The organism is Mycoplasma tauri (assembly GCF_016925555.1).
Classification (GTDB): Bacteria; Bacillota_I; Bacilli_A; order Mycoplasmatales; family Metamycoplasmataceae; genus Mycoplasmopsis; species Mycoplasmopsis tauri.
Genome location: NZ_CP070479.1, coordinates 356,202 through 381,896, shown reverse-complemented (window position 1 = coordinate 381,896; position 25,695 = coordinate 356,202). Strand labels below are relative to the sequence as shown.

Genomic DNA, 25,695 nt, shown 5'->3' with positions numbered 1-25,695 from the left:
ATTTTTTTAAAAGTGGTAAAATTTGCTTAATTAATATACTAATAAACTATTTTAAGGACTATAAAACATTATGAATACAGAACCAATTAATAACGAACAAAAAGAAGAAAAAAAAGAAAGATATCTTTTTGCTATCGATCTTGATGGCACACTTTTAGCATCAAGTAAAGATGGTTTTATGCATGATAAGACATATCAAGCTATTAAAAGAGCAAAAGAAGAAGGACATATTATTTGTGCGCTTACAGGTAGACCATGAAGAAGTACTAAACCTATTTATGAAGCTCTTGGTCTTGATACTGTTGTTTCTAACTATAATGGTGCTCAAATTCACCATCCTAAGGATGAAAACTTCATTCCATATATCAAATATCTCAATCTTAACGAAATGCTTTATATTTTAGGTGATCCAATTGTTGCAAATGAGATTTCAAACATCGCTATTGAAGGACCTGGTTGAGTTCAATTACAACATAGGGATGAAGCACTTGAATCAGTTTTTGGTTTTAGTTCTGCTAGCAAATTTGTTGTAGGTATTAATTTAAACAAAGTTCCACTTTGTCCAACAGGTATTATCTTTGATGTAAAAGAAACAACTGATGTTGAAAAATTGAGAAGATATTTAAGAGCAAGATATGGCGACCTTGGAGAATTTTCATATTGATCAAAAGGAGAAGGATTAACACCTGTTTTTGATATTACAAACGTAACAGTAAACAAAGGTAGAGCATTAAGCTTACTTACAAGATTTTATGGTATAGATCTTGATCATACAGTAGCTTTTGGAGATGGTTTTAATGATGTTCCTATGTTTAAGGTTGCTTGTGTTTCTGTAGCTGTTGGAAATGCTTCTGATGCTGTTAAAAGACATGCAACAATAAGATTAAAGAAAACAAATAAACAAGGTGCAGTTGGCGATTACATAAATAAATTCCTAGATAACCCTAAAAAAGAAATAGCTAAAGCAAAAGCTATGGCTGAGAAAATGAGAAAGCTTCTCGACAGCGAGGAAGATTAAAATGGATTTCAAGGATTATGATCCTTCTTTATTGCTTAATGAAAAGAACATAATCGGCGTAGATGAGTCTGGTGTCGGGGACTATTTTGGCCCACTTTGTGCATCAGCTGTTTTTATTCCTTTGCAAAATATTGAAAAAGTTGAGGAATTAGGTATTAAAGATAGCAAATTAATCACTAGTAGTAAAAAAATAAAAGAATTAGCTAATAAATTAAAAAATAGTGGTTTAATCAAATATGCTATTTCACATTTAAGTCCTGCTGGATTCAACAAATTAAATAATTCATACAATACAAATGTGTTAAAAATGTTTGTTCATTTAAGTGCAATAAATAAAGTCAGTGAATCTATTGATGACATTGACTATGTTTTTATTGACAAATATTCTAATAATAATTCAATTAAAAAGTATTATGACACTTTAATTATGAATAATTGAGCTAATTTTAAGCCTATAAAATGCGATGTTATTTTGGCTAATAAGGCTGAAAGTTTATCTGTGGCTGTTGCTGCGGCATCAATTTTAGCAAGGGATTTTCTAATCAAAAAAATGGATCAAATGAATAATCAATATAACGTTGTTTTCCCGCTTGGGGCAGGAAACAATGTTAAAGTTTTTGCTTTTAATTTTTTTAAAAAACATAATTTTGACAAAGAATTAATCAATAATACATGCAAAAAATCATTCAAAATGAATTTTGAATTATTAATGGGCAATGATGAAAAAGAAGAGATAAAATTATTTTAATTTTTTTCTTTTAAAAAAACATTTTTTATGTATTATTTTATTAAGTGGTTAAAGCGCGGGGGATCACCTGATACCATTCCGAACTCAGTAGTTAAGCCCCGTAGTGCCGAAGATACCAGAGATGGGAAAATAGGGAGCTGCTTTTTTTTATTTTCTTTTTTGTTAAAAAGACAGTTAATTAATAGCATATTTAAAACTTTATTTTTAATTTATCCAACAAAATATCTATGAAATTTAGAATTTGAGCATAAAAAAAATCATATACATTATTAACTATGCACATGATATAACATTGCTTTTACTTAGTTGCTTTTTCATTTTTTATATATTTTCATTTGAAAAATTTTCTAGTTGTTGTACCTAAACTTTTTGTAAATCTACATTTAGGAAAATTTTCACAACCAAGAAATTTTTCACCTTTGCCATTTTTTCTAACAATTAAATTAGCATTATCTTCTTGGCATTTTTCATCAACTATTTCAAGATTCATTTGAGTGTGTTCAAGAGTCTCTGCTGCGTAATCATAGTTTTGATTGAACTTATCATAAAAATCATGCATGACTGGTTCAATAGATATTTTATTTTGTGATATTAAGTCTAAACTCTCTTCAACATCTGCAGTATATCCTTCATTAATAATGTCTGGAAAACCAGCAGTAAGTTTCTCCATGACAATTTTTCCAAAATTTGTTGGATGAAGAGCACCAGAGTCATTCTTTACATATTCACGGTTAAGTATTATCTTAACAGTTGTTGCAAAAGTTGATGGTCTACCCACTTTTATCTCATCTAATTTTTCAATCAATGCACCTTCAGAATATCTAGCTGGTGGTTTTGTTTCATGATCTTGAAAGACGTACTCATTAACATTTATAACTTGGCCTTTCTTAAAATCAGGATCTATATTTTCTTCTTTTTCACCTTTAATTATGTAATAACCGTCAAAAATAACTCAACTAATATTCAATTTGAAAACCAATGAATTTTTTAAAAATGTATATGTTTTATTGGCTCTAAGAGGGGGTTTAATTAAACACATTAATGTATGTTCATAAATTAGTTTATAAATTTGAAATTCATAATTATTTAATTTATATTTTTCTTTGGCATTTTCAGGAGTTAATGAAATATCAGTTGGCCTTATAGCTTCATGAGCATCTTGATCACCACTAAAGCCCTTTATTTCATCAAGCACATAATCAGCGCCAAATCTTTCTGACACGTATTTTTTAGCATTGTTAATGAATGTTTCACTCATTCTTGTGCTATCTGTACGTGGATAGCTAATCAAACCACCATCTCCAAAACCTTCATATAATTTTTGAGCAGTAATTTGAGTTATGTTAGAACTAAAAGGACTTTTTTTGTACAAAACAGCCTGTTTTAAAGGAATAATAGTAGATAAGTGTCTTTGACTATACTTAACACTATTTACCAATAACTCATTTGTAGGTTTATTATTTAATTCCAGTTTTATTTCATCAATTTCATTATCATATATTCAGTTTTTTTCATCAGCTTCATGATCATTCATATATAAAATAGCTTGGTAATTATCATTTAATTTAGCAACTAGTGTATGATAACCTCTAGGAATAAACTTTTCAATTTCTTTTTCTCTATCAATAACTAGTTTTAAAGCTATTGATTGTACTCTTCCTGCTGAAGGATTTGATGGAGAATTTGAAAGTTTTTTCTTCATTAACTGGCTTAATCTAAAACCAATTATTCTATCCAACATTCTTCTTGCTTTTTGTGCATCAATTAAATGATTATCAAGCTTGCCAGGTTTATCAAATGCTTTTAAAATAGCATCCTTGGTAATTTCGTTATATTTAACTCTTGCATATTGATTTTCCTTGCATTTTAAAAACTTAACTAAATGATCACCTATTGCTTCTCCTTCACGGTCAGGGTCAGTTGCAATATATACAAATGAAGCCTTTTTAACTGCTGCCTTAAGATCTTTTACAACAGCTTTTTTATCTGGATCAATTTCAAAATCTGGCTCTCAATTTTCAAGATTTATTCCTAACCCCATTGTACCTTTAGTGCTTAAACGTGTTATATGCCCAATGGATGACATAACTAAATAATCATTTCCTAAATATTTTTGAATAGTGCTTACTTTGTTTGGTGATTCAACTATAACTAATTTATAACTCATACATATTTTTATACCATAATTAAAGAAATAAGTTTGTAAAATGTTTTAAACTTGAACTTAATTTATACTAATGTTGTTTAAAAAATAAAAAATTAAGTCATAAAAACTTAATTTAATATTTGTTATTTAAAATTTCTTATCAATGCCAATCATAGAAAGCGCAGATGTATGTACCTCTGCTAATGATTTTGAAGACTTATTAAATATTTCTCATTCTTCATTAGTCATGCTTGGCTTTTGGTTAAGATATTCGTATCCATTTTCACCAACTATAACTGGAATTGATAAATAAATTCCTTCATAATCATAACCCTTTGGTAATTTAACACCAACAGTCATAACACAACGTTTGTTATTAATAATAGCATCTGTTATTTCATAAAGTGATGTACCGATACCAAATTGTGTATTGCCTTTACGTGAAAAAATATAAAATGCTTCATTAATAACTGATTGACGAAACTCTTCTAATTCATTTATGTTAATAACTCCAGATGCTACTAAATCATTGAATGATGTTTCACCAACTTTAACTAATGACCAAGGTATCATACATGAACTACCATGTTCAGCAAGCACAGAACCATAAACTGAATCTGGTGAAATATTTAATCTTTTAGCTAATAGTTTTCTGAATCTAGATGAATCTAATATTGTTCCTGTTGAAATAACTCTATTAGCTGGAATTTTGCTTCCATAGTGAACTGCTGCAGCCATAACATCACAAGGATTTGCAGCCACAACAACTACTCCTTTAAACCCTGCTTTATCTAAATCAGAAGTAAAGCTTTTCATTAATTTTGCATTAGCTCCAGCAAGAGAGAGTCTATCACTAAATGTTTTATCAGCTGGAATTGATGCAGTAATAACTACAATATCTGCATCTGCAGAATCTTCTAATAAAGTTCCTTTTTTAAATGTTGAGCCATTTTTAGGCATAATTGAAACCATATCTTGAAAGTCATGAATATGTGCTTCACTAGTTTCTTCATTTTTGTCAACAAAAACTCATTGAGCTTGTATACCTCTTGCAATTGCAATATTTACATATGTAAATCCAACATTTCCTAAGCCTACCACAATAATTTTCTTCATACAAAATTTCCTTTTCTTAGTAACTTATCTATTGAAAACAAAGATGATTATTTTAAAAATAATCAGTTTATTTTATTAAATGTTAGGTTAAATCAATAAAAAAAATATGTTTTATATGTATTTATGTTTCATATATTTTTTTAAAAAAACACCAATTGATGTCTTATATTAAATTTAATTATTTTTCTTCAATATGGAAAATTTCTTCACCAACAGTTATTTCTTGTCCAGGTTGAATTAATACTTTAGCAATTCTACCTGTAACAGCAGCAGGAATTTCTGATGTCATTTTGTCAGTTTCAACTGAAAATAATGAGTCACCTTCTTTAACTTCTTGTCCTTCTGTTACAAAAACTTCAGCAACTGTACCTTCGTGAAGACCTTCGCCTATGTCTGTAAATTTCATTTTAAACATAATAATTTCCTCCTTTATTTAATATTCTGAAATAATTCATATTTACATATAAATATGTAATTGTCAACAAGGTTGCAATAATTAAAAATATAATAAACCCTTGCCTTTTGACATAATAAATTGTACATTCTTTAGCTTAAAAAAATATAAAAAAGTTAATAAATAAAATTATTTTACTAATTAACCATATTTACAGATTTATTAGTAATGAGAAATCTATGATTTTTTAAACAAATGTTGATTATTAAATATTAAATTTTTAGCAATTTTTATAAATTATTTTTTGCCTTAATAACTTGTTTTATAGTATTTTTAAAATCAGAATGAAATAATCTTAGGCTAAATAATTTTATAAAAAACTAGTTTGCCTAGTTTAAAATATTTACTATAAGTATTTTTTGTCAAAAACTCCAATATAAGGAAGATTTCTTAATTTTTCTTCATAATCAAGACCAAAACCAACAAGAAATTCAGCAGGAGCTTCAAAACCATATTTATCTACTTTAATATCTACTTTGCGATAATATGGTTTATCAAGTAAAGTTAAAATTTTTATAGATTTTGGATTTCTTGTTAATAAAATATCTCTTATTTTAGATAAAGTTATTCCTGAATCTATGATATCTTCAACAATTAAAACATCTCTATTTGAAATCTCCTCAACTAAGTCCATAACAATTTTTACATTGCCTGAAGATTTAGATGAACCCGCATAGCTAGAAGCTGTTATAAAATCTAATTTGTGATCAACTGTAACATCTTTAATTAACTGAGCTAAAAAGGGAACGCATCCTTTAAGGAGACCAACAATTATTAGATCTTTAGAATCTGCATATGTTTCATTTACTCAGTCTGCTAATTCTTTAATTTTTTTCTCTAATTTTTCTCTAGTAAAAACAACTTTTGTTATTCTTCTGTCAATTAATTTATCATCATTATTAATTTGCATAAAAAATATCTAATACCTTTATGTTGTACTTTTGAGCAACTTCAACTTCTACAACATCACCAATGTTTGCTTCCATAATAGCCTGTGCTACAGGAGATTCATTACTTATTTTATTTTCAATAGGGTTACTATCATGAACACCCATGATAGTAACAACTTTTTCTTCATTAGTTTTCATATTTAAATATTTAACAGTTGCACCAATACCAGCTTTTTTCATATTAATGCTGTCATTTTGGATAACTGTAGCACGTTCAAGTATATGTTCAAGTTCTAGAATTCTACCTTCAACTTCACTTTGACGATCTCTTGCTGCATCATACTCAGCATTTTCAGATAAGTCACCTTGCGCTCTAGCTTCTTTAAGAGCAGCTTGTACAGCTGGTCTTTCTACTGTTACTAATTCATGGTACTCTTTTTTATATCTATCTAATGTTTCTTGTGATAAAAGTACTTTTTCTTTACTTGTTCTTGCCATAAATAATGCTCCTTATATTTTCATAAGATTATTTAAATAATTATATATTAGAAATGTTTTTTTTGTCAATTTCTTCGCCAGATTTTACGGCATACAAAATTTTTTCTTTATTTTTAGAAACTTCAAAACGAATATTTTTTAATTTAAGCTCATATTTAATTGTTTTTAAATCTTTTTTTAGATTATCATTTTGAATGATCATTATCATTCCATTTGGCTCTAATTTATTGAATAATTTGCCAAATATTTCCATGTTAGAGCTATCATCATTTGCAGAAAAAATTAATTTATATTTTTTATTTTCATTGCTTATAAAATTAGGTTGTTCCTTTAAATCATTTGGATAATTTAAAACTGCTTCATTTCACTTTTTAATATCAATAGCTTTATGATATATTTCAATATTTGCAAGAGTTAAAAATTTTAAAGATAAATATAAATTTTCAAGTTCTTTACCATCAACTAAAACATCTTTTGCATTATTTAGATACACACTTTTTACCATCTGCATAGTGTCTAATTCATGAATAGTATTTGTAAAAGCTTTGTTAATAAATTCTGGTTTTGCATCAAGAGGACTACCTTTTATAGCAATAATTGCTTCTTCTGATTTTTTATGATAATCTTTATCAATTTGTCTTTTCATTTTAATTATTTTTACAAATGTTACTACTGCAACTATTGTACTTATCAATGAAACAATAATAACTGAAGCAATTAAACCTCAACCTAAAGATGTGGGTCAACCATTATAAAATATTTTTTCCTTAAAATTCATATTTTTTACCACCATAATTTAAAAAATCATTCAAAATTATGACTGCACTTATAGTGTCTTTATTTTTTTTGACTTTTTTAATTGATAAATTTGCTTCTTTTAATATATTTGTTGCTTTAATTGTTGAACCATATTCTTCTGTTAAAAAAATTGGTATATTTGGAAATTCATCATGAAGTATTTGAGCAAAATTTTCAACCATAATTGTTCTTTCGCTTTTTGTTCCATTACTTCTTAAAGGATAACCAAGTACAAAGCAATCAATTGTTGATTGATACTTTTTAATATATTCATTTGTTTTTTTTATTACTGTTTTAAAGTCATTTTCGTCAAATCTTATTGTTTCTAAACCTTGTGCACTAATTTCTAAAAAATCACTAATTGCAAACCCGCATGTTCTAGTGCCAAGATCAAAAGCTAATTTTCTCATTTTGTAATTATTTCTTTAATTATTTGAAGACTATTTTCAGTATTACCAACTTTTCCCATAGCTAAAATAGCAGAACCACCGCCTCGACCAGAAATTTTTTGAGTTATTGCGCTAAATAATTTATTTGAATCAATTTTTCTAGAAGCTATGCATAAGATGATTTGTTCTGCATTTTGTGAACCAACTATAACAATTTTATTAGAGTCATATTTATCTCTTATAGTAGCAGCTATAACTTTAACTTGAGAAGCATCTACATTCAAATTTAGATATACATCATAGCCATTAATTTTTTCAAATTCAACTTTTTCATAGTTAAATTTCACAACTGAACTATTTTTTAAATTAAGCTTATAATCTTCTCTAACTTTTTCTAACTTAGCATTTAATAATTTATTTTGTTCTTCTAAGGATAATCTACTATCAACTGAAGAATCAAATGTATATTTGTTGTTCATTTGCATGGTTTTATTAACTACAGCATTAATTTCATCAATTATTTTTTGATTAGTTTCAATTCAATATTCCTTAACCAGTTTATTAGAACTTATAGCTCTAATTCTAAAAACTCCTGCTTGTTTTCTTTCAACATGTGTAATTTTAAAGTTTTCTAGTTTTTCAGTGTTGCTTAAGTGAGTTCCACCACATAAGTCACTTGTTATATTACCGAATTTTACAATTCTAACACTACGAGGGTCCATATATTCACCTTCCTCAAGTGTCATAATTGCTCCCATTTCCTTAGCTTTTTCAACAGTTGTTATTAAATATTCACGTTTAACTTTTTGACTAATATAACTTTGCATTAAATCTTCAATTTTTGCAATTTCTTCATCAGTAGGTCTTTCATCAGCTGGAAAATCAAATGTTAATCTTTCTTCGTTGTTATCAGATCCTAATTGCTCAATATGCGAACCTAATATATGTCTTAATGCACAAAAAAGTAAGTGAGTACCTGAATGGTTTCTTTCAAGTCCAAGCCTAATAGTAGGGTCAACAAAGCATGATATTTCTTCATTTTTATTAACTTTACCATTAACTACATGAATATGGTTCCCAAACTTATCTTTAAAAACTTCTAAAAGTTCGATTCTATTTTTACCTTGGATTAAGTATCCCTTGTCATGCCTTTGACCACCACTTGTTGCATAAAAAGGAGTTCTTTTTAAAATTAAATAACCTTTGCCATCTAAAATATCTATTTCATTCTCTTCATCAAGCAATTTTAATATATTAGTTTTACCAATTATGTCTGTATATCCGATAAATTCGTCAATTTTATTATTTATCAAAGCAAGCGAATTTATAACTCTATCCATACCAGTACCCTTATTACCTTTTGATGCTAAGGCATGTGCTTCTTTCGATTTTAAGAAAGCATTCATATCAATTTTTATACCTTTTTTGATTAATATTTCTTCTGTTAATTCAATTGGAAAGCCATATGTTTCAAGCAATTTAAAAGCAATAGAACCGTCAAATATTTTAGTATTTTCCTTTATGTGTGATTCAAGCAATAATTTTCCATTTTCAACTGTTTTACTGAACAATAATTCTTCTTCTTTTATTTGATTAGCAACTTCAAAAACATCATATTCAAAAGGTAAAGAATCCTTAACAATATCAACTAATTTATACAAAAATAATCCTTTTATGTTAAGCTGCATACCTTTATAGCATGAACGACGAATTAATCTTCTAATAATATAACCACGTCCAACATTTGAAATTTTTGCACCATCAGCCAAAGCATTAACTACTGTTCTAACATGATCAGCAATAATTTTAAAGCTAGTGTTTATTTCTGTTTGTTCTTCATTTTTTTCAAAATAGTTATTAATTATGTACTTATAAGGAGTGTATTTTTCTACTTCATGAATAATATTTTGAAAAAGATCAGAATCATAGTTAGTTGGAACGTCTTGCATAATTGATGCTATTCTTTCAAGACCTGCACCAGTATCAATATTTTTCTGAATTAATTCAGTGTAATTTCCTTCACCATCATTATTAAATTGAGAGAAAACAATATTTCAAATTTCAATAAAACGATCATTTTCTATATCATTAATTAATAATTCAATACCTCTTTTATCATATTTTTCGCCCCTATCATAAAAAATTTCAGTACATGGGCCACAAGGGCCAGAGCCTAAGTCTCAAAAGTTAGTATCTCTGTTGCCCGATATCATATGTGAAGGATCAATACCATTTTCAATTCATAGGTTTTTTGTTTCTTCATCTTCATTGAAATATGTTATGTAGATATTGTTAAAGTCTAATTTTAAAATATTTTCCAAAAACTCTTTTGCATAGGCAATTGCTTCTTTTTTAAAATAATCACCAATAGAAAAATTACCAAGCATTTCAAAAAAAGTATGGTGTCTTGATGTTACTCCAACATTTTCAATATCATTAGTTCTGATTGCTTTTTGGCTATTAGTTAATTTTCTTGAAGGTGGTATCTTTTTGCCTGAAAAAAAATCTTTTAAAGTTGCAACACCTGAGTTAATTCATAAAAGAGAATTATCATTAACAGGCACAAGTGATTTAGGCTCAACTATTAAGTGGCCCTTTGATTCAAAAAACTTAAGTCAAGCATCTCGAATTTGTTTCGAATTCATTTTCTCCATAATTACTCCTTATAAGTATTTTTTTAATTCATTTTTATAAAATATTTTATCAATCGTGCCACCGCCAACACATTTTTCTCCATCATAAATAACAACTTGTTGACCTGGTGTTACGGCCTCAGATTCATCCGGATAATATATTTTTATAGTATCTTTGGTTAAAAATTCCAATTTAATTTTTATATCCTTTTGTCTATATCTAAACTTTGCGCTTAAATTATTAAGATCATAATTATCATGATTAAATGTTACATCAGTAGCAATTAAAGAATCAGACATTAAATAAGATCTATCACTTGAAGGCGCAACATAAACAATATTTTTATAAACATCTTTTCCACACATATAATAAGCTTCAGATTGCCCACCAAGATTTAGTCCTTTTCTTTGTCCTATTGTGAAATAGAAACAGCCTTCATGAGTACCTATTTTTTTATTATTTGTAATATCTACAATATCTCCAGGTTTCATAGGTATATAGTTTTGTAAAAATTTTGTAAATTTTCTCTCTCCTATAAAACAAATGCCAGTGGAATCTTTTTTGTTTGCTGTTGCTAAATTTAAATCATTAGCAATTTTTCTAACTTCATCCTTTGTTTTTATGTCTGCCAATGGAAAAATAACTTTTTTCAATTGTTCAGTTGTTAATTGAGCTAAAAAATATGATTGATCTTTATTTAAATCGCTAGCTCTATATAATTTTCCATCTATGACTTTTGCATAATGACCCATTGCAATATAATCACCTTTTAATTCATTGAAAGCATAATTTGAGAAAGCTTGAAATTTAATAAATTTGTTACATAAGATATCCGGATTTGGTGTTCTGCCTTTTTTATACTCATCTATAAAATAAGTAAATACATCATTTCAATACTCATTAACAAAATTAATTTTATGGAGTTTTATACCTAACTTCTTAGCAACCATAAGTGCATCAAGATAATCTTGTTCTTGTGAACAAATTTCTTGTGATATATTTTCGTTTCCTAGAAAATCATTGTTTAGCATAGAATCTCAATTACGCATAAAAAGTCCTTCAACATCATAACCTTTTTGAAGAAGTAAATATGCACAAACTGATGAGTCAACTCCACCAGACATTCCTAAAATAACTTTCTCTTTTTTCATATTATTTTTCATCCAAACTTTGTTCAATTTTTCTTAGTTTTTCTTTAATTGCGAGTTCTTCTTTTTGTTTATTTTTCTTAATAAATAAATCTTCAACTCATCCTATTAAAAAGTTTATTACAATAGCAGATATGATTGCTGATGATAAAGTTATTAAAAACACTTGTCATATTTCATTTAAATATAATGAAGAAAATATTAAACCTATAAAAGCAAAAATTACTGGTATGTTAAAATTAAAACTTCTAATAGATATTATTTTTAAATAAACAAATAATAAATTTATTAATATACCAAAAATAGAAATCATAAGTACTAAAATAATTACTCACTTAAGTTCTTTAATAAGAACATTATTAAATATACTTGATGAAAGAACTCATATAACTGTCATTGGAATAACTACAAAAATAGTTATCATCAAAATTGTTAATAAAGGACCATAATTGAGAATTGTTGTTTCTTTTTTTGACTTATTCATAGCTTTATTTATAATTTTTTCTTAATGATTCCAATAGTGAAATAAATTCACTTAATTTAGTATTATGAGTTGTTTCAGAACCATATTCACGATAAGATATTGTGTTTGTATCAATTTCATTAGAACCTAAAATCAATTGATATTTTGATTTAGAAACTTGTGCATTTCTAATTTTTTTATTTAATCTTTCATTAGAATTATCGATTTTAACTCTAAAATCATTTTGCATTAATTCACTAGCTACTTTTTCACAATAGTCTAAATTTTCATCCATATTTACAGGAATTATAGTAACTTGTTTTGGAGCTATTCAAAATGGTAAATTACCTTTAGTTTGTTCTAATAGGATAGCAACAAATCTTTCGTAAGTACCGATTAAACCTCTATGAATCATTACAGGTCTAACTTCTTTGTTTTCATGGTTAATATATGAAATATTAAATTTTTCTGGTTGTAAAAAGTCAAGTTGAATAGTTGAAACTGTTATTTCATGTCCTAATGCTGTATCAATTTGAATATCTATTTTTGGACCATAAAATGCTGCTTCACCTTTGACTTTTGTATATTTAATTTGCATATCATCAAGTGCTCTAGCAAGCATATCTTCAGCTTGATTTCAAATATTATCATCATTGAAATATTTATCTTTGTTTTCAGAATCTCTTAAAGAAAGAGATACATAACTAATTTTAATATTAAAAATATCAAGCATTTCTTTAATTTGACTATACATTCTGCGAACTTCTTGTTCAATTTGATCATGTCTAACAAATAAATGACCTTCTGTTAAAAGCATGCCTCTAACTCTTTCAAGCCCTGTTAATGCACCAGATTTTTCATATCTATAAAGTTGTGACTGTTCAGAATATCTAATTGGTAAATCACGATAAGATCTTTTTTCTGTATTATAAACCAAGATATGATGTGGGCAAGTCATAGGTCGAGGAATAAGACGTTCATTCTCAACCACTAACGGCTTAAACATATCATCTTTATAGTGAGCTAAGTGACCACTTGTTTTATACAAGTCTTCTGAACCAAAATGAGGTGTAAGAACTTCTGTAAAACCATATTTTTTATCAAGTTTAAGAGTTAAATTACGAATTTCATTGTGGATGTACATACCATTTTCAAGTCAAATTGGAAAACCTTGACCACACATAGAATTAAATGTAAAAATCTTCATTTCTTTGCCAATTTTTCTATGATCTCTTTCTTTTCTGTCTGCAAGAATGGCCAAAAAATTATCCAATTCTTCTTTAGAGTCTCAAGATGTTCCATAAATTCTAGTTAGCTGCTTATTGTCACTATTTCCTCTTCAATAAGCACCAGCAATGTTTAATAATTTAAAGTTCTTAATAACTTTTGTATTTTCAACATGATCTCCAGCACATAAATCTTTAAAAACTATTTCTTTATTAAGTGGATCTTGTAATGCATAAAAAGTAACATCTTTACCATTAGCAACTAATTCTTCATATAACTCTTTTTTATAGGGCTTATCAGAAAAATCATATTGATCAATATCAATTTTTATTGTAATTAAATTTCTACTTGCTAGTTTTTTCATTAATTTTTCAATCTTGCTTAACTCATTTTCACTAAAGAAATCTGCAAAATCAAAATCATAATAAAACCCTTCATCAGTAGCTGGGCCAAAACCTAATTTAACATCTGGATAAAGAATTTCAACAGCTGCTCCTAATAAGTGGCTTGTTGTGTGATTTAATTTTTTATTAGCTAATATTTTCATAATTTCCTCTTTTACTTAAGTCCAAATTTTTTTAACATTTCTAAAACTATGGGGCCACAAATTAATCTGGCTTTTTTGGCACCTTCTTCTGCAATTGAATCAACTTTTTGAAGAGCATTAACATACCTTGATTGAATCATAATTAATTCATCTTTAACAGCTTGAGCAACGGCTTTTTTAAATGTTGCATAATCAGAATTAGAAAATAATTTTTCGGCCTCTTCAAGAGTAATGTTTTTTAAAGAAGCATAAATATTAAGTAAGTTAGTAACTCCTGGTTTGTTATCTGAAGCATAAACTTTATTTTCTGAATCTGTAACAGCTTTCATTATTTTTTTATACGCTAACTCGGGATCATCTTTTAAATAAATTGTACCTCAAGTACTCTTTTCGCTTTTTGACATCTTTATATTTGGATCATTTAAAGATTTTATTCTTGCACCAACTTCAGGAAGAAACCCTTTTGGTAATTTTAAATTCATTTTTCTTTTTTTGTTAATTCTTGAAGCTAATGTTCTTGTGAGTTCTAAATGCTGAATTTGATCTTCTCCTATAGGAACAAAATCAGGATTATAAATTAAAATATCAGCAGCCATCAAAGTAGGATACATTAATAAGCCTACAGGAATTTTTTCAGTTCCATTAGCCTCTTTAGCTAATTTTTGACTTTTATCTTTAAACTGCGTCATTCTATTCAACTCGCCAAGTGTTGTTTCACAAGTTAATAATCATTGAGCTAACACATGTTCATAAACGTCAGATTGGTAAAAAATAGCACAATTATCAACATTAATTCCACAAGCTAAATACATAGCAATAATTTCTTTTCTTTTTTCCCTTAATTCTTCGGCTTTGCTATCGCCCATGGTTAATGAATGTAAATCAGCTACAAAAAAATATGATTCATAATCATCTTGCAACTTAACAAAATTTTTAATTGCTCCAATATAATTTCCTAATGTTAAATCACCTGTTGGTTTTATGCCGCTAACTAATCTTTTTTTATCCATTTTGTGCCTCTCAATAATTTATATTTAAATTTTAATATTTAAAACTTAACATAATTAATAATTTTATTATTAATTTTAATATTTATTAGTGAATATTAAAAAAGATATTAATATTTAAAATTAATATATTGTAAAATTATGACTACAAGGATAAAAATGACAAAAAAAGATAAATTTATAATTGTAATATTAACTATTTTTACAATTGGTTTCTGCTGATTATATTGAAAATTAAAAGCTAAAAAAATTCAAAAAAATAAAAGAGGAGAAATTAATAAATTAGACTCAAGTGTTGATATTGAACAATTAATTAATTTTCTCGGCACAAGAAAAAATATAATATCTGTAGATAATTCTATATCCAGTTTAAAAGTAAAATTTAAAGAAAAAGAATTAATAAATGTTGAAGCTTTAAAAAAACTTAAATATATATCAGGAGTTATGTTATCAACCAATAAGATTTCACTTATAGTAGGTTCATATGCTAAGTTAATTAGCATAAAACTTAATGATTTTTTAAAATAATTAAAAAAAGAAAATGGCCAATTTTCTTTTTTGTCTGTTTTATAAAGTTTTTAGTCAAAATTAATTAAATATGGAAGCGTTCTATTTTTATATGGAAATTCAGTATCATAACTTATATTTTGATTATTAAACTCACTCTTTTTAAGTTCTATTTTACTTCTATCATAACCTTTAAAACCAGTTAGTAAAAATTTATTATTAACATTTTTTAGCATAGGATTATTATTATGATCAATGAACTGAACATTTATTGGCAAATTACCTAATCCATGAATTTTAGAATCATATTTATCGCCATCTGGTAAAGTAATTTTTACATATTTAATTAGTGTTTTTTCATCATTTTGATTAGATCTTATGTTATACAAAAGAACATATTGCGAGATAATAACTGATAATCATTTTTCATAAAATTTTTTATGTTTTATAACTTCATAAACTGAAATTGAATCCATTGAATTATTTCTTCATAGATTAATATTATTAATTTGTTTATGTATTAAAAAATTAAAAATATCATTAAAGTTTTCGTTGAAAAAATCATCTGGTTTTATACTTTTTGGCATAGTTAAGTTTCCATACTCATCAAATTTCTTATCATTTGTTGAATAACTAAAATATTTATTAGTGTCTTGCTTATCTATTCCTAATTCATTAGTTAAATAATATCCTTGAGATGTTATATGATGATGTAAATTAAAATCTATTGAATATAAATAATTTTCTATATTTTTTTCATCATAAAGAATTAATTTCCCAATTGAATGAGAATTATTTAATAATTTAGTATTTTTGAATCCTCCTATTTTATAGGGTAATTCAACATTATTTTTAGATAAATAAATGTCATCTTTTAACAAGTGGAAAACCATTGCTAATCCATTTAAATTAAATTCACTATAAGAATAATTTGGATGTGCTAAGTTGTCAATAGTCATTCATGAAAGTGGATTTTTTCTAAATTTTACCTCAGGTAAATTGTGTTTTTCACTTAGTAAAATTTCATTATCAGGATCTATTTGTAATGATTTTTCGGTTTTCAAGTCCTCATATTGCTCATATCTGCCATCATAGAAATTAGATATATAAAATTTCATATTTTTTTGTTCATCATTTAATATCGAACTACCATCACTTGCAAACATATCGATATTTAAACTAATAATCTTGTCACTGACAACCTTAATATTCTTAATTTTTATTTTTTCTAAATATTTATCATTTCCATTTTTAAAAACAAACAAATTTATAGTTTCTTGAAGCCTTTTTTCTAGAAAATCTTGTTGATTTTCTAAATTTTTAAAACCTTTTGCTCTGATATTATTTAACATTGTTTGTTGTGGAAATTTTTTGTCAGGAATCCTAATATACTCTTGAATTAAAAATTGTAAATCAGGAATTATATAACTTTGAATTTTATCTTTTTCAAACCGTTCTTTGAAAATTAAATCTTTGTATTGATTATAATGTGAAGCTTCTTTATTATGTTCTCTTTGAAAATTAAACAAAATATCAACATCTAAAGCACCATTTTTATCATCTGATCTAATAATTTTGTAGTGGCCATTGTTATTGGTTAACGAAAACTTTTTCACTAAATCTTCAAAATTAAAATCTTTAATTTTTGTCGTAAATGATTTAAGTGAATATCAATTATTTTTATAAAGAAACAATATATCTTTATCATTTTCATTTATTTTATAGTTATTTACGTCATTATCTAATTTCAATTTAATGTTTTTATTAACTAAATTTTCATATAAATTTTCAAGAGTGGTTCTTTTAAGTTCAGATAATGATATTCCATAAAAAATATCTTCAACTTCAACATAATCTTTGTTTTCTATTCCAAAAATATTTTCATTTTTTTGTTTACTACATGAAAGAACAGTAAAAGGAATTAGCAAAACTGGAACAGATAATTTTGCAAATAATTTTCTTTTCATTGTTTCCTTTCACTTATTTACTATTTAAATATTTAATTTGTTCAAAGGCACATGATGCAATCATCGCACCATTATCAGTAGCATATTTTAAATCAGGAATGATTGCTATTTCACTTATTTCTAAAAATTTACTTCTTAACAAAGTATTTGCACTTACTCCACCAGCAAGCACTAATGACTTAACATTAGGATATTTATCTAATGCTTTTTTAACATTATTAATTAAATAATTAATTGCACAATTTTGAAAACTTGAAGCAATTTGAAAAACATCAGGATTTTCGCCTCTTTGCTGCTTATTATGATAATAATTTATAACTTGTGATTTCAATCCGCTAAAAGAAAAATCTAGTTCATTTGGCGTTTTTGGCTCTGTAAATTTAATATATTCTCCGACATATTTTTGGGAAATTTTATCAATTGTTGGCCCGCCAGGAAATCCAAGTCCTAATCTTGAACTAACTTTATCAAAAGCTTCGCCAACTGCATCATCTAATGTTTGACCAATAATTTTAATATCAAAGGGATTATTAACAATCATTAACTGAGTGTGTCCTCCAGAAACTAAAAGACAAAGCGATGGATATGAAATATTTTTTCCATCTATGGTTGATGAATAAAAATGTCCTTCTAAATGATTAATGGGAATTAATGGTTTATTTAAAACCAAGGCAAGACTATGAGCAAATAAATATCCAATTTGTAATGTTCCTATTAAGCCGGGTTTCTCAGTATAAGCTATGTAATCAATATCACTTAAATCATGCTTTTTAAGGAAAATTTCTAAAATAAGATTTATATTTTTAACATGTTCTCTTGATGATATTTCAGGTATTGTTCCACCAAATTCTTTAAAGATATCAATTTGACTAATTGTTTCGATTGAAAGAACTTTATTATTTTCAAGTAAAGCAATAGATGTATCATCATGACTTGTTTCTATACCTAAAATTTTCATATTATTTTTTTGCTCCTATTTGAGGTAATTTAATATAGTATGGCTCTATATCATTATTATTTTTATAGCTCTTAAATAATGATCTGAAATCTTTGAAATTATTTAAAAAATTATCATAGTTTATTTCATCATATTCATCCTTTACTCCTTGTTTACAAGATATTTGGGAAACATTAAAACTATCAGATGAACGTATAAATTCAAAATATTTTTCACCTTTTGCATTTATAAAAAAAGAATCTTTTTCTTTTTTTTGTTGAGACATAATCTGCATAGAACTTATTGTAAAAATAGGTATTTTCTTAATTGTGGCTATAGTTCTTAAGTAAACAAGTGAAATTCTAACTCCTGTAAAATAACCAGGACCTAAATTTGTATAAAATTCATCAAAATAATCTATTGATATATGAAGTTTTTCAAGCATTTTTTTAATAGATGTAGGAATTAATTCAACCTTTTTTTGATATTTTTTAATGACCTCAGAGTATACTAAATTAAAGTTATTGTCAAAAGCAGCTATAACAAAATCATCATTAGCAGTGTCTAAAAAAAGTTTCATTATTTAACCACCTTTATATCAAAAATATGCTCATTATTTGCGCCAATATTTATACTTATTAAAATATAGTTTGAAAATGATAAATCAAGATTCTGTGCTCATTCAATAGCTAAAATATCACCTTTATCAACATAATCTATAAATTCATCAATATCGCCGTTCAAATAGTAAGCATCAATATGAACTAATCCTTCATATTTTTTCATGTAATTAAATGTTGGGGATGTTATTACCGACTTTATTCCAATCAACTCTGCTATTTTTTTTATTAAAGTTGTCTTTCCTGCACCTAAATTCCCATTTAACAAAATAGTCTTATTAATAGTCAAATTATCTAAAATGTATTTTGCAACTTCTTCTAATGAATGTCCCTCATTTATTACAAAAATTTTGTTATTTTTCATTATTTCCTCATATTTTTAAAGCATATATATTTTATATTATAAAGTAAATAATGAGACAAATAAAACACAGGCCATAGCCTGCATTTTTTATTATTATACTAATATTTATAAAATGTTAAGAATTAGAAAGAAGATAATACTTTAAACTAAAGAGAAAAAAGTTTAAAGAATAAATAAAGGAATAAAAAAATAAATTAAGAAAATAAATTTAAAAATATTATTTAATAATTTTTGTTACGCTACCGTAACCAACTGTTCTACCACCTTCACGGATTGAGAACTTTGTACCTTCTTCAACAGCAATAGGTGCTATAAGTTTAACAACTAAGTTAACGTTTTCACCTGGTGTAACCATTTCACGACCTTGTTCAAATTCAAGACCACCAGTTACGTCTGTTGTACGGAAGTAGAATTGAGGTTTATAGTTTTTAAAGAATGGAGTGTGACGACCACCTTCTTCTTTTGTAAGTACGTAAATTGCAGCTGTAAATTCTGTGTGAGGAATAATTGATCCTGGTTTTGCAAGAACTTGACCACGTTCAATTGCTGATCTTTCAACACCACGAAGTAATAAACCAGCATTGTCACCAGCTTGAACTTCTTTAAGGTTCTTTCTAAACATTTCCATACCAGTTACAACTGTTTTCTTTGTAGCTTTAAGACCAACGATTTCAACTTCATCGTTAAGATTTAACTTACCACGTTCAACACGACCTGTAGCAACTGTACCACGACCTGAAATTGTAAATACGTCTTCAATAGCCATTAAGAATGGTTTTTCAAAGTCTTTAACTGGGTTTTCGATTCATGTGTCAACAGCATCCATAAGTTCCATAATATTTGCTTCATATTCTTCTTTACCTTGAAGAGCTTGTAAAGCTGAACCACGAACAACTGGTGTATTGTCACCATCAAAACCATATTTTGAAAGTAATTCACGAACTTCCATTTCAACTAAATCGATCATTTCTGAATCTTCAGGTTTGATCATGTCACATTTGTTTAAAAATACAACCATCTTAGGAACACCAACTTGTTTTGCAAGAAGAACGTGTTCTTTTGTTTGAGGCATTGCACCATCTGTTGCAGCAACAACAAGGATTGAACCATCCATTTGAGCAGCACCAGTAATCATGTTTTTAATATAGTCAGCGTGACCTGGACAGTCAACGTGTGCATAGTGACGTTTTTCTGTGTTGTATTCAATGTGTGATGTGTTAATTGTTATACCACGAGCTTTTTCTTCTGGTGCGTTATCAATAGCATCATATGATTTAGCTTCTGATAAACCTTTTTTTGCTAATACTGTAGCAATAGCAGCAGTTAATGTTGTTTTACCATGGTCAACGTGACCAATTGTACCAATATTAACGTGTTCCTTGCTACGGTCAAAATCTAGTTTTGCCATATTAAGTTCCTTTCATAAAATATTGTAGTAATTTTAGCGCTAAAACCAACCTATGCATGGCCTTACAACCATGTCCTATCCATCACTACTATATATCTAATTAAAATTCATTAATATCGCATATTAACAATAATAATTAACATATAGCAATTTAAATTTTAGCAAAAAAGCACAAATAACAAATAAATTAAAATTTCAAGTTTTTAATACTATAAAAAAGCTATTTTAGAAAAAAATAAACCATAAATATTTAATATAATGCGTTTTAAATAGTCATTTTTTTAAAAAAATAATTATTTAATATACTAATTTAAGCATTTAAAAAATGAAATTTTGATTGTCTGTTTTTAAAAATAAAATTCATTGTAAATTTAAATTTTGTTTATAGTAAATATGTAATTTTTTACATAAATAAATAAAATAAGTTCAAGCAATTTTATAATTAAAAATTTCATATTGTTATAATAATGAATAATGTAAGAAAAAATTATCTATGGGAGGATAAATGCCAATTATTGAAAGAATTCACGCACGCGAAATTTTAGACTCACGTGGTAACCCAACAATTCAAGTTGAAGTTGAAACTGACTATGGTTTTATAGGTGTTGCAAATGTACCTTCAGGAGCAAGTACAGGTAGTAGAGAAGCTCTTGAATTAAGAGATAAAGGCACAAAATACGAAGATAACTGATTCGGTGGCAAAGGTGTTATGACAGCTGTTGATAATGTTAACAATCATATAGCTCCTGAATTATTAGGTTTATCTGTTTTTGATCAAAGATTAATTGACGAAACTATGATTAAATTAGATGGAACTCCTACAAAATCTAAATTTGGTGCAAATGCTATTTTGGGTGTTTCATTAGCTGTTGCTAGAGCTGCTGCTGCAGAACTTGAAATTCCACTTTATAAATATTTAGGTGGACCAAATGCTCACATATTACCACTACCAATGCTTAATGTTATGAATGGTGGAGAGCACGCTTCAAACACTGTTGATTTCCAAGAATTTATGATAATGCCAGTTGGTGCAAAATCATTAAGAGAAGCTTTACAAATGGCTAACCATGTATTCCATAATCTTGCAAAATTACTCAAAAGAGATGGACATGGTACACAAGTTGGTGATGAAGGTGGTTTTGCTCCAAACTGTAAAAGTCATGAAGAAGTTCTTGATTACCTTGTAGAAGCTATTAAAAAAGCAGGTTACATACCAGCTACAAAGGGTGAAAAAGCTGTTGCTATTGCTATGGACTCTGCATGTAGTGAACTTTATGATGAAACTACTAAAAAGTATGTATTTAAAAAACTTAAAAATGCTATTATAGAAAAACGTTCTGGTTTTGAACATTTAAATGATGTTAAATTAGAATATACAACAGATGAATTAATAGAATACTTTGGTTCATTAATTAATAAATATCCAATTATTTCTATTGAAGATGGTTTAGCTGAAAGTGATTGAGAAGGTTTTGCTAAAATGACAGCAAAATTTGGGGATAAAGTTCAAATCGTTGGCGATGACTTAACAGTTACAAACCCTAAATTGTTAGAAAAAGCAATTGAAAACAAATCAATGAATGCTATCTTAATTAAATTAAATCAAGTTGGATCATTAACTGAAACTCTTGATACTATAAACAAGGCTCAAAAGGCAAATATGGCATGTGTTGTTTCACACCGTTCAGGCGAAACAGAAGATACAACTTTATCAGACCTTGCTGTTGCACTTAACACAAGCCAAATCAAAACTGGTTCAATGTCAAGAACTGATAGAATTGCTAAATATAACAGATTATTAGTAATTGAAGAAGAATTAGGAAGCCAATCTGAATTCGAAGGTGAAAAAGCTTTTTACAACCTTTCAAAATAATTATTTAGAACACAGACATAATTTTATGTTTGTGTTTTTTTATTTTTCAACTCTAATAAATACATTTCTATTTTTAATTTTATGGATATTTATTTAGCTTATAGATAGTAATTATTTTTTAAAAATAAAAAACACCATATACAATTTTGGTGTTTTAATTATATTGATTTGATATGTCGATTCTATTAATAGATCGTTTTAGTTTTATTTCAAGATGTTGTAGCATTTCAACATCTGTTGTATTTTTTATTCTTTCAATAGTTTCGATTCTTTCTTTTTCAGCCCTGTTAATATCTATTAAATCACTGAAAATAATATCATTAGTTATTATATGAATATTAGATTCATCGGCATAAACAATTCCATCACTAATAGAACATACTTTAGTTTCTAAATTCTCTCCAAAAGGGTTAATTATTAATTTGCCAATATCTATCGTTGATAAGAATTCACTTCTATTAGGTTGAAGCACTATTTGTCCTCCGCTTTTAGTTTTTAATTGAACACTTATAACAGGTCCTTCATAAAAAACTTTCGCATGAGTAACAATTTTTAAATTAGAATATTTTCACATATTGAACTTATTTATAGATAAATAAAAAATTATTTATCTTCCTTTGATTTATTAAATCTATCTTTAACATCTTCGATTGAGCCCGCATAAAGAAATAATTCTTCAGGATAATTATCATATTTTCCCTCAAGTATTTCTTTAAAACTTCGAACAGTATCTTTCATTCTTACATACTTTCCGCTTTTACCAGAAAATTTTTCAGCAACAAAGAATGGTTGGCTTAAAAAATTCCTAATTCTTCTAGCTCTTGCAACTATTTTCTTATCTTCATCACTTAATTCACCCATACCTAGTATAGCTATAATGTCTTGAAGTTCTTTAAATCTTTGTAATATTGAAACAACTTGACGAGCTGTGTCATAATGTTCTTGTCCTACAGAAAGAGGGTCTAATAATCTTGATGATGATTCAAGCGGATCGATAGCTGGATAAATACCTAGAGCCGCAATATTTCTATCTAAAACAGTTTTAGCATCCAAATGACTAAAAGTTGTAGCAGGCGCTGGGTCAGTTAAATCATCAGCAGGAACATAAACAGCTTGTACCGAAGTAATAGAACCGTCATTTGTAGAAGTTATTCTTTCCTGAAGTTGTCCCATCTCAGTAGCTAATGTTGGTTGATAACCAACAGCACTTGGCATACGGCCCAAAAGAGCACTAACTTCAGAACCAGCTTGAGTGAAACGGAATATGTTGTCGATGAATAAAAGAACATCTTGTTTTTCATGATCTCTAAAATACTCAGCCATTGTTAAACCAGTTAAAGCAACACGCATACGTGCCCCTGGCGGTTCATTCATTTGCCCAAAAACAAGAGCTGTTTTTTCAATAACTCCTGATGCCTTCATTTCATTATAAAGATCATTACCCTCACGAGTTCTTTCACCAACTCCAGCAAAAACAGATAACCCACCATGTTCATTAGCAATATTATTAATTAATTCTTGAACTAAAACAGTTTTACCAACTCCAGCTCCACCGAATAGCCCTATTTTTCCACCTTTTACATATGGCACCAGAAGGTCAATAACTTTGATACCAGTTTCAAAAATTTCACTTTCTGTTTTTTGTTGTTCATAAGATGGAGCAGTAGCATGAATAGGAACAGTTAAACCTTTTGGTTTTTCTTTTAAGTCTATAGGATTACCTAAAACATCAAACATTCTCCCTAAAACTTGTTTACCAACAGGTACAGAAATTGGTTTGCCAGTGTCTAATACCTCTAAACCACGAGAAAGACCATTAGTAGAAACCATAGAGATTGCTCTAACTGTATCATCACCAATGTGTTGAGCTACTTCAAATGTAAAGATTTCATCATTAAGAGAAACTGTTAAAGCGTTTAACAATTTAGGTAAACTACCTTTTTCAAACCTAACATCGACAACTGGTCCAACAATTTGAACTATATTTCCTATATTATTTTTTTTATCATTATTGTCGGTCATTGTAATCTCCTTTTTTCTTATAATGCTATAAAACAAATCAATTTATTAAACAGCATTTGCTCCTGAAACAATTTCAATAATCTCATTTGTAATTTTTCCTTGTCTTTTTCTCTTAAACTCAATGTCTAGTTCATCTATTAATTTATCAGCATTATCAGTAGCGCTCTCCATAGCAATACGCCTTGATGCAATTTCACAAATTTGAGACTCTGAAATAGTTAAATATAATTTTGCGTCAATGTAAAGGGGTATAGCCTCCTTTAAAATTGTTGCTGGATTGGGTTCAAATTCTAGCTTGTGGTCAATATTTTCATTTCTAACATATTCTTTTATTTTCTTCTCGTCAAATGGAAAAATAGTATCCAATGTTTCTTTTTGAAGCAAATTATTTATAAATTTTGTATATATAACATTTATTGAGCTAATCTCATTTTTGTAATACATTTTAACTGCTACTTTAACGATTTTATGAACTAATGAATGCCACTCTTTTAAATTTGTAGCATAGTATGAAGCTACTATTTGGTTCTTAAATAAATGATTAAAAACTCTTTCTCCATAAGAACCAATAACAATTATTTTATCTTCTGGCTTTATGCAATCTTTTGCTAATTTTATAATGTTAGAATTATAACTTCCAGCTAATCCAAAATTACTAGTAATAACAACATATAATTTTGTATTCGTAGTACTTCTTGATCTTATTAATTCATTTATTTCATCTTCATACATATTTTCAAATATTTTTTGAAAAGTTTCATCAATTAAACTATTGTATTTTGTGATTTCTTCATGGTCTTTTTTAGCTTTTTTAAGCTTTGAAAAGGACACAAGTTCCATGGCATGCGTAATTTTTCTGATTGATTTAACAGAATTCATTCTGTTTTTTATAGATTGAATATTAGCCATATATA

General features: G+C 27.3%; 23 protein-coding genes, 1 rRNA gene and 1 pseudogene. 5 read left to right on the top strand and 20 right to left on the bottom strand.

Annotation, left to right across the window (positions count from 1 at the left end; translation table 4 throughout):
* Positions 1–70: 70 nt before the first annotated feature.
* The 3 genes from JS510_RS01650 (at position 71) to rrf (ending at position 1,912) form a co-directional block, all read left to right on the top strand.
* Entirely contained in the window at positions 71–1,018 is a 948-nt protein-coding gene (locus JS510_RS01650) for a Cof-type HAD-IIB family hydrolase (protein ID WP_205517640.1), read from the top strand.
* 1 nt (position 1,019) lies between these two features.
* Positions 1,020–1,766: a ribonuclease HIII gene (locus tag JS510_RS01645; RefSeq protein ID WP_205517639.1), complete on the top strand. Its 747-nt coding sequence runs from the start codon at positions 1,020–1,022 to the stop codon at positions 1,764–1,766.
* 40 nt (positions 1,767–1,806) lie between these two features.
* Positions 1,807–1,912: ribosomal RNA gene (gene rrf / locus JS510_RS01640) — 5S ribosomal RNA — on the top strand.
* A 152-nt stretch (positions 1,913–2,064) separates the two neighbouring features.
* Here rrf and topA read toward each other — a convergent pair.
* The 12 genes and pseudogenes from topA to trpS all read right to left on the bottom strand — a co-directional run bounded on the left by topA (position 2,065) and on the right by trpS (position 15,086).
* Positions 2,065–3,933, bottom strand: a complete 1,869-nt coding sequence (gene topA / locus JS510_RS01635; RefSeq protein WP_205517638.1) for a type I DNA topoisomerase — start codon at positions 3,931–3,933, stop codon at positions 2,065–2,067.
* 126 nt (positions 3,934–4,059) lie between these two features.
* On the bottom strand, positions 4,060–5,028 hold the full coding sequence (locus tag JS510_RS01630; RefSeq protein ID WP_205517637.1) for a lactate/malate family dehydrogenase: 969 nt from the start codon (positions 5,026–5,028) through the stop codon (positions 4,060–4,062).
* Positions 5,029–5,212: 184 nt separating this feature from the next.
* Positions 5,213–5,443, bottom strand: a pseudogene (locus JS510_RS01625) (biotin/lipoyl-containing protein); the annotation flags it as partial.
* A 385-nt stretch (positions 5,444–5,828) separates the two neighbouring features.
* Positions 5,829–6,392, bottom strand: coding sequence for a hypoxanthine phosphoribosyltransferase (gene hpt, locus JS510_RS01620; RefSeq protein WP_205517635.1), 564 nt, complete (start codon positions 6,390–6,392; stop codon positions 5,829–5,831).
* A complete protein-coding gene (gene greA / locus JS510_RS01615) occupies positions 6,382–6,870 on the bottom strand; it encodes a transcription elongation factor GreA (protein WP_205517634.1) in 489 nt (162 codons plus the stop codon). Before greA ends, hpt begins: the two co-directional genes overlap by 11 nt.
* A 40-nt stretch (positions 6,871–6,910) precedes the next feature.
* Positions 6,911–7,648, bottom strand: coding sequence for a BC85_0335 family putative methyltransferase (locus JS510_RS01610; protein WP_205517633.1), 738 nt, complete (start codon positions 7,646–7,648; stop codon positions 6,911–6,913).
* Positions 7,638–8,078, bottom strand: coding sequence for a Holliday junction resolvase RuvX (gene ruvX / locus JS510_RS01605; RefSeq protein ID WP_205517632.1), 441 nt, complete (start codon positions 8,076–8,078; stop codon positions 7,638–7,640). Before ruvX ends, JS510_RS01610 begins: the two co-directional genes overlap by 11 nt.
* Complete coding sequence (gene alaS, locus JS510_RS01600) at positions 8,066–10,711, bottom strand: alanine--tRNA ligase (protein ID WP_205517631.1); 2,646 nt, start codon at positions 10,709–10,711, stop codon at positions 8,066–8,068. The genes ruvX and alaS overlap by 13 nt, the downstream gene beginning before the upstream one ends.
* A gap of 9 nt (positions 10,712–10,720) precedes the next feature.
* Positions 10,721–11,842, bottom strand: a complete 1,122-nt coding sequence (mnmA, locus tag JS510_RS01595; protein WP_205517630.1) for a tRNA 2-thiouridine(34) synthase MnmA — start codon at positions 11,840–11,842, stop codon at positions 10,721–10,723.
* A gap of 1 nt (position 11,843) precedes the next feature.
* Positions 11,844–12,323, bottom strand: coding sequence for an MAG3450 family membrane protein (locus JS510_RS01590; protein ID WP_205517629.1), 480 nt, complete (start codon positions 12,321–12,323; stop codon positions 11,844–11,846).
* Positions 12,324–12,327: 4 nt separating this feature from the next.
* Positions 12,328–14,076, bottom strand: coding sequence for a threonine--tRNA ligase (gene thrS / locus JS510_RS01585; RefSeq protein ID WP_205517628.1), 1,749 nt, complete (start codon positions 14,074–14,076; stop codon positions 12,328–12,330).
* A gap of 11 nt (positions 14,077–14,087) precedes the next feature.
* Positions 14,088–15,086: a tryptophan--tRNA ligase gene (gene trpS / locus JS510_RS01580; protein ID WP_205517627.1), complete on the bottom strand. Its 999-nt coding sequence runs from the start codon at positions 15,084–15,086 to the stop codon at positions 14,088–14,090.
* Positions 15,087–15,242: 156 nt separating this feature from the next.
* On the opposite strand from trpS, the gene JS510_RS01575 reads away from it, so the two are divergent.
* Positions 15,243–15,611, top strand: a complete 369-nt coding sequence (locus JS510_RS01575; protein ID WP_205517626.1) for a PTS transporter subunit EIIB — start codon at positions 15,243–15,245, stop codon at positions 15,609–15,611.
* A gap of 50 nt (positions 15,612–15,661) precedes the next feature.
* On the opposite strand, the gene JS510_RS01570 is transcribed toward JS510_RS01575, so the two are convergent.
* From JS510_RS01570 to tuf, 5 genes are all read right to left on the bottom strand, one after another.
* Positions 15,662–17,557 carry an MAG3240 family lipoprotein gene (locus JS510_RS01570; RefSeq protein ID WP_205517625.1) on the bottom strand — a complete coding sequence of 632 codons (1,896 nt, stop codon included), beginning with the start codon at positions 17,555–17,557 and terminating at the stop codon, positions 15,662–15,664.
* Positions 17,558–17,570: 13 nt separating this feature from the next.
* Complete coding sequence (gene tsaD, locus JS510_RS01565) at positions 17,571–18,515, bottom strand: tRNA (adenosine(37)-N6)-threonylcarbamoyltransferase complex transferase subunit TsaD (RefSeq protein WP_205517624.1); 945 nt, start codon at positions 18,513–18,515, stop codon at positions 17,571–17,573.
* 1 nt (position 18,516) lies between these two features.
* Positions 18,517–19,074: a tRNA (adenosine(37)-N6)-threonylcarbamoyltransferase complex dimerization subunit type 1 TsaB gene (gene tsaB, locus JS510_RS01560; RefSeq protein WP_205517623.1), complete on the bottom strand. Its 558-nt coding sequence runs from the start codon at positions 19,072–19,074 to the stop codon at positions 18,517–18,519.
* On the bottom strand, positions 19,074–19,478 hold the full coding sequence (gene tsaE / locus JS510_RS01555) for a tRNA (adenosine(37)-N6)-threonylcarbamoyltransferase complex ATPase subunit type 1 TsaE (protein ID WP_205517622.1): 405 nt from the start codon (positions 19,476–19,478) through the stop codon (positions 19,074–19,076). Before tsaE ends, tsaB begins: the two co-directional genes overlap by 1 nt.
* Before the next feature lie 217 nt (positions 19,479–19,695).
* The gene (tuf, locus tag JS510_RS01550) at positions 19,696–20,886 is read right to left on the bottom strand and encodes an elongation factor Tu (RefSeq protein WP_205517621.1); all 1,191 of its coding nucleotides are present in this window, start codon (positions 20,884–20,886) and stop codon (positions 19,696–19,698) included.
* 505 nt (positions 20,887–21,391) lie between these two features.
* Here tuf and eno point away from each other — a divergent pair.
* Positions 21,392–22,759 carry a phosphopyruvate hydratase gene (eno, locus tag JS510_RS01545; protein ID WP_205517620.1) on the top strand — a complete coding sequence of 456 codons (1,368 nt, stop codon included), beginning with the start codon at positions 21,392–21,394 and terminating at the stop codon, positions 22,757–22,759.
* A gap of 154 nt (positions 22,760–22,913) precedes the next feature.
* Here eno and JS510_RS01540 read toward each other — a convergent pair whose 3' ends face one another.
* Genes JS510_RS01540 through atpG form a run of 3 tightly spaced genes read right to left on the bottom strand, consistent with a single transcriptional unit; the run spans position 22,914 to position 25,690 of the window.
* On the bottom strand, positions 22,914–23,333 hold the full coding sequence (locus JS510_RS01540) for a F0F1 ATP synthase subunit epsilon (RefSeq protein WP_205517619.1): 420 nt from the start codon (positions 23,331–23,333) through the stop codon (positions 22,914–22,916).
* A gap of 29 nt (positions 23,334–23,362) precedes the next feature.
* Positions 23,363–24,781, bottom strand: coding sequence for a F0F1 ATP synthase subunit beta (gene atpD / locus JS510_RS01535; RefSeq protein WP_205517618.1), 1,419 nt, complete (start codon positions 24,779–24,781; stop codon positions 23,363–23,365).
* 45 nt (positions 24,782–24,826) lie between these two features.
* Positions 24,827–25,690, bottom strand: a complete 864-nt coding sequence (atpG, locus tag JS510_RS01530; RefSeq protein WP_205517617.1) for an ATP synthase F1 subunit gamma — start codon at positions 25,688–25,690, stop codon at positions 24,827–24,829.
* Positions 25,691–25,695 lie beyond the last annotated feature (5 nt).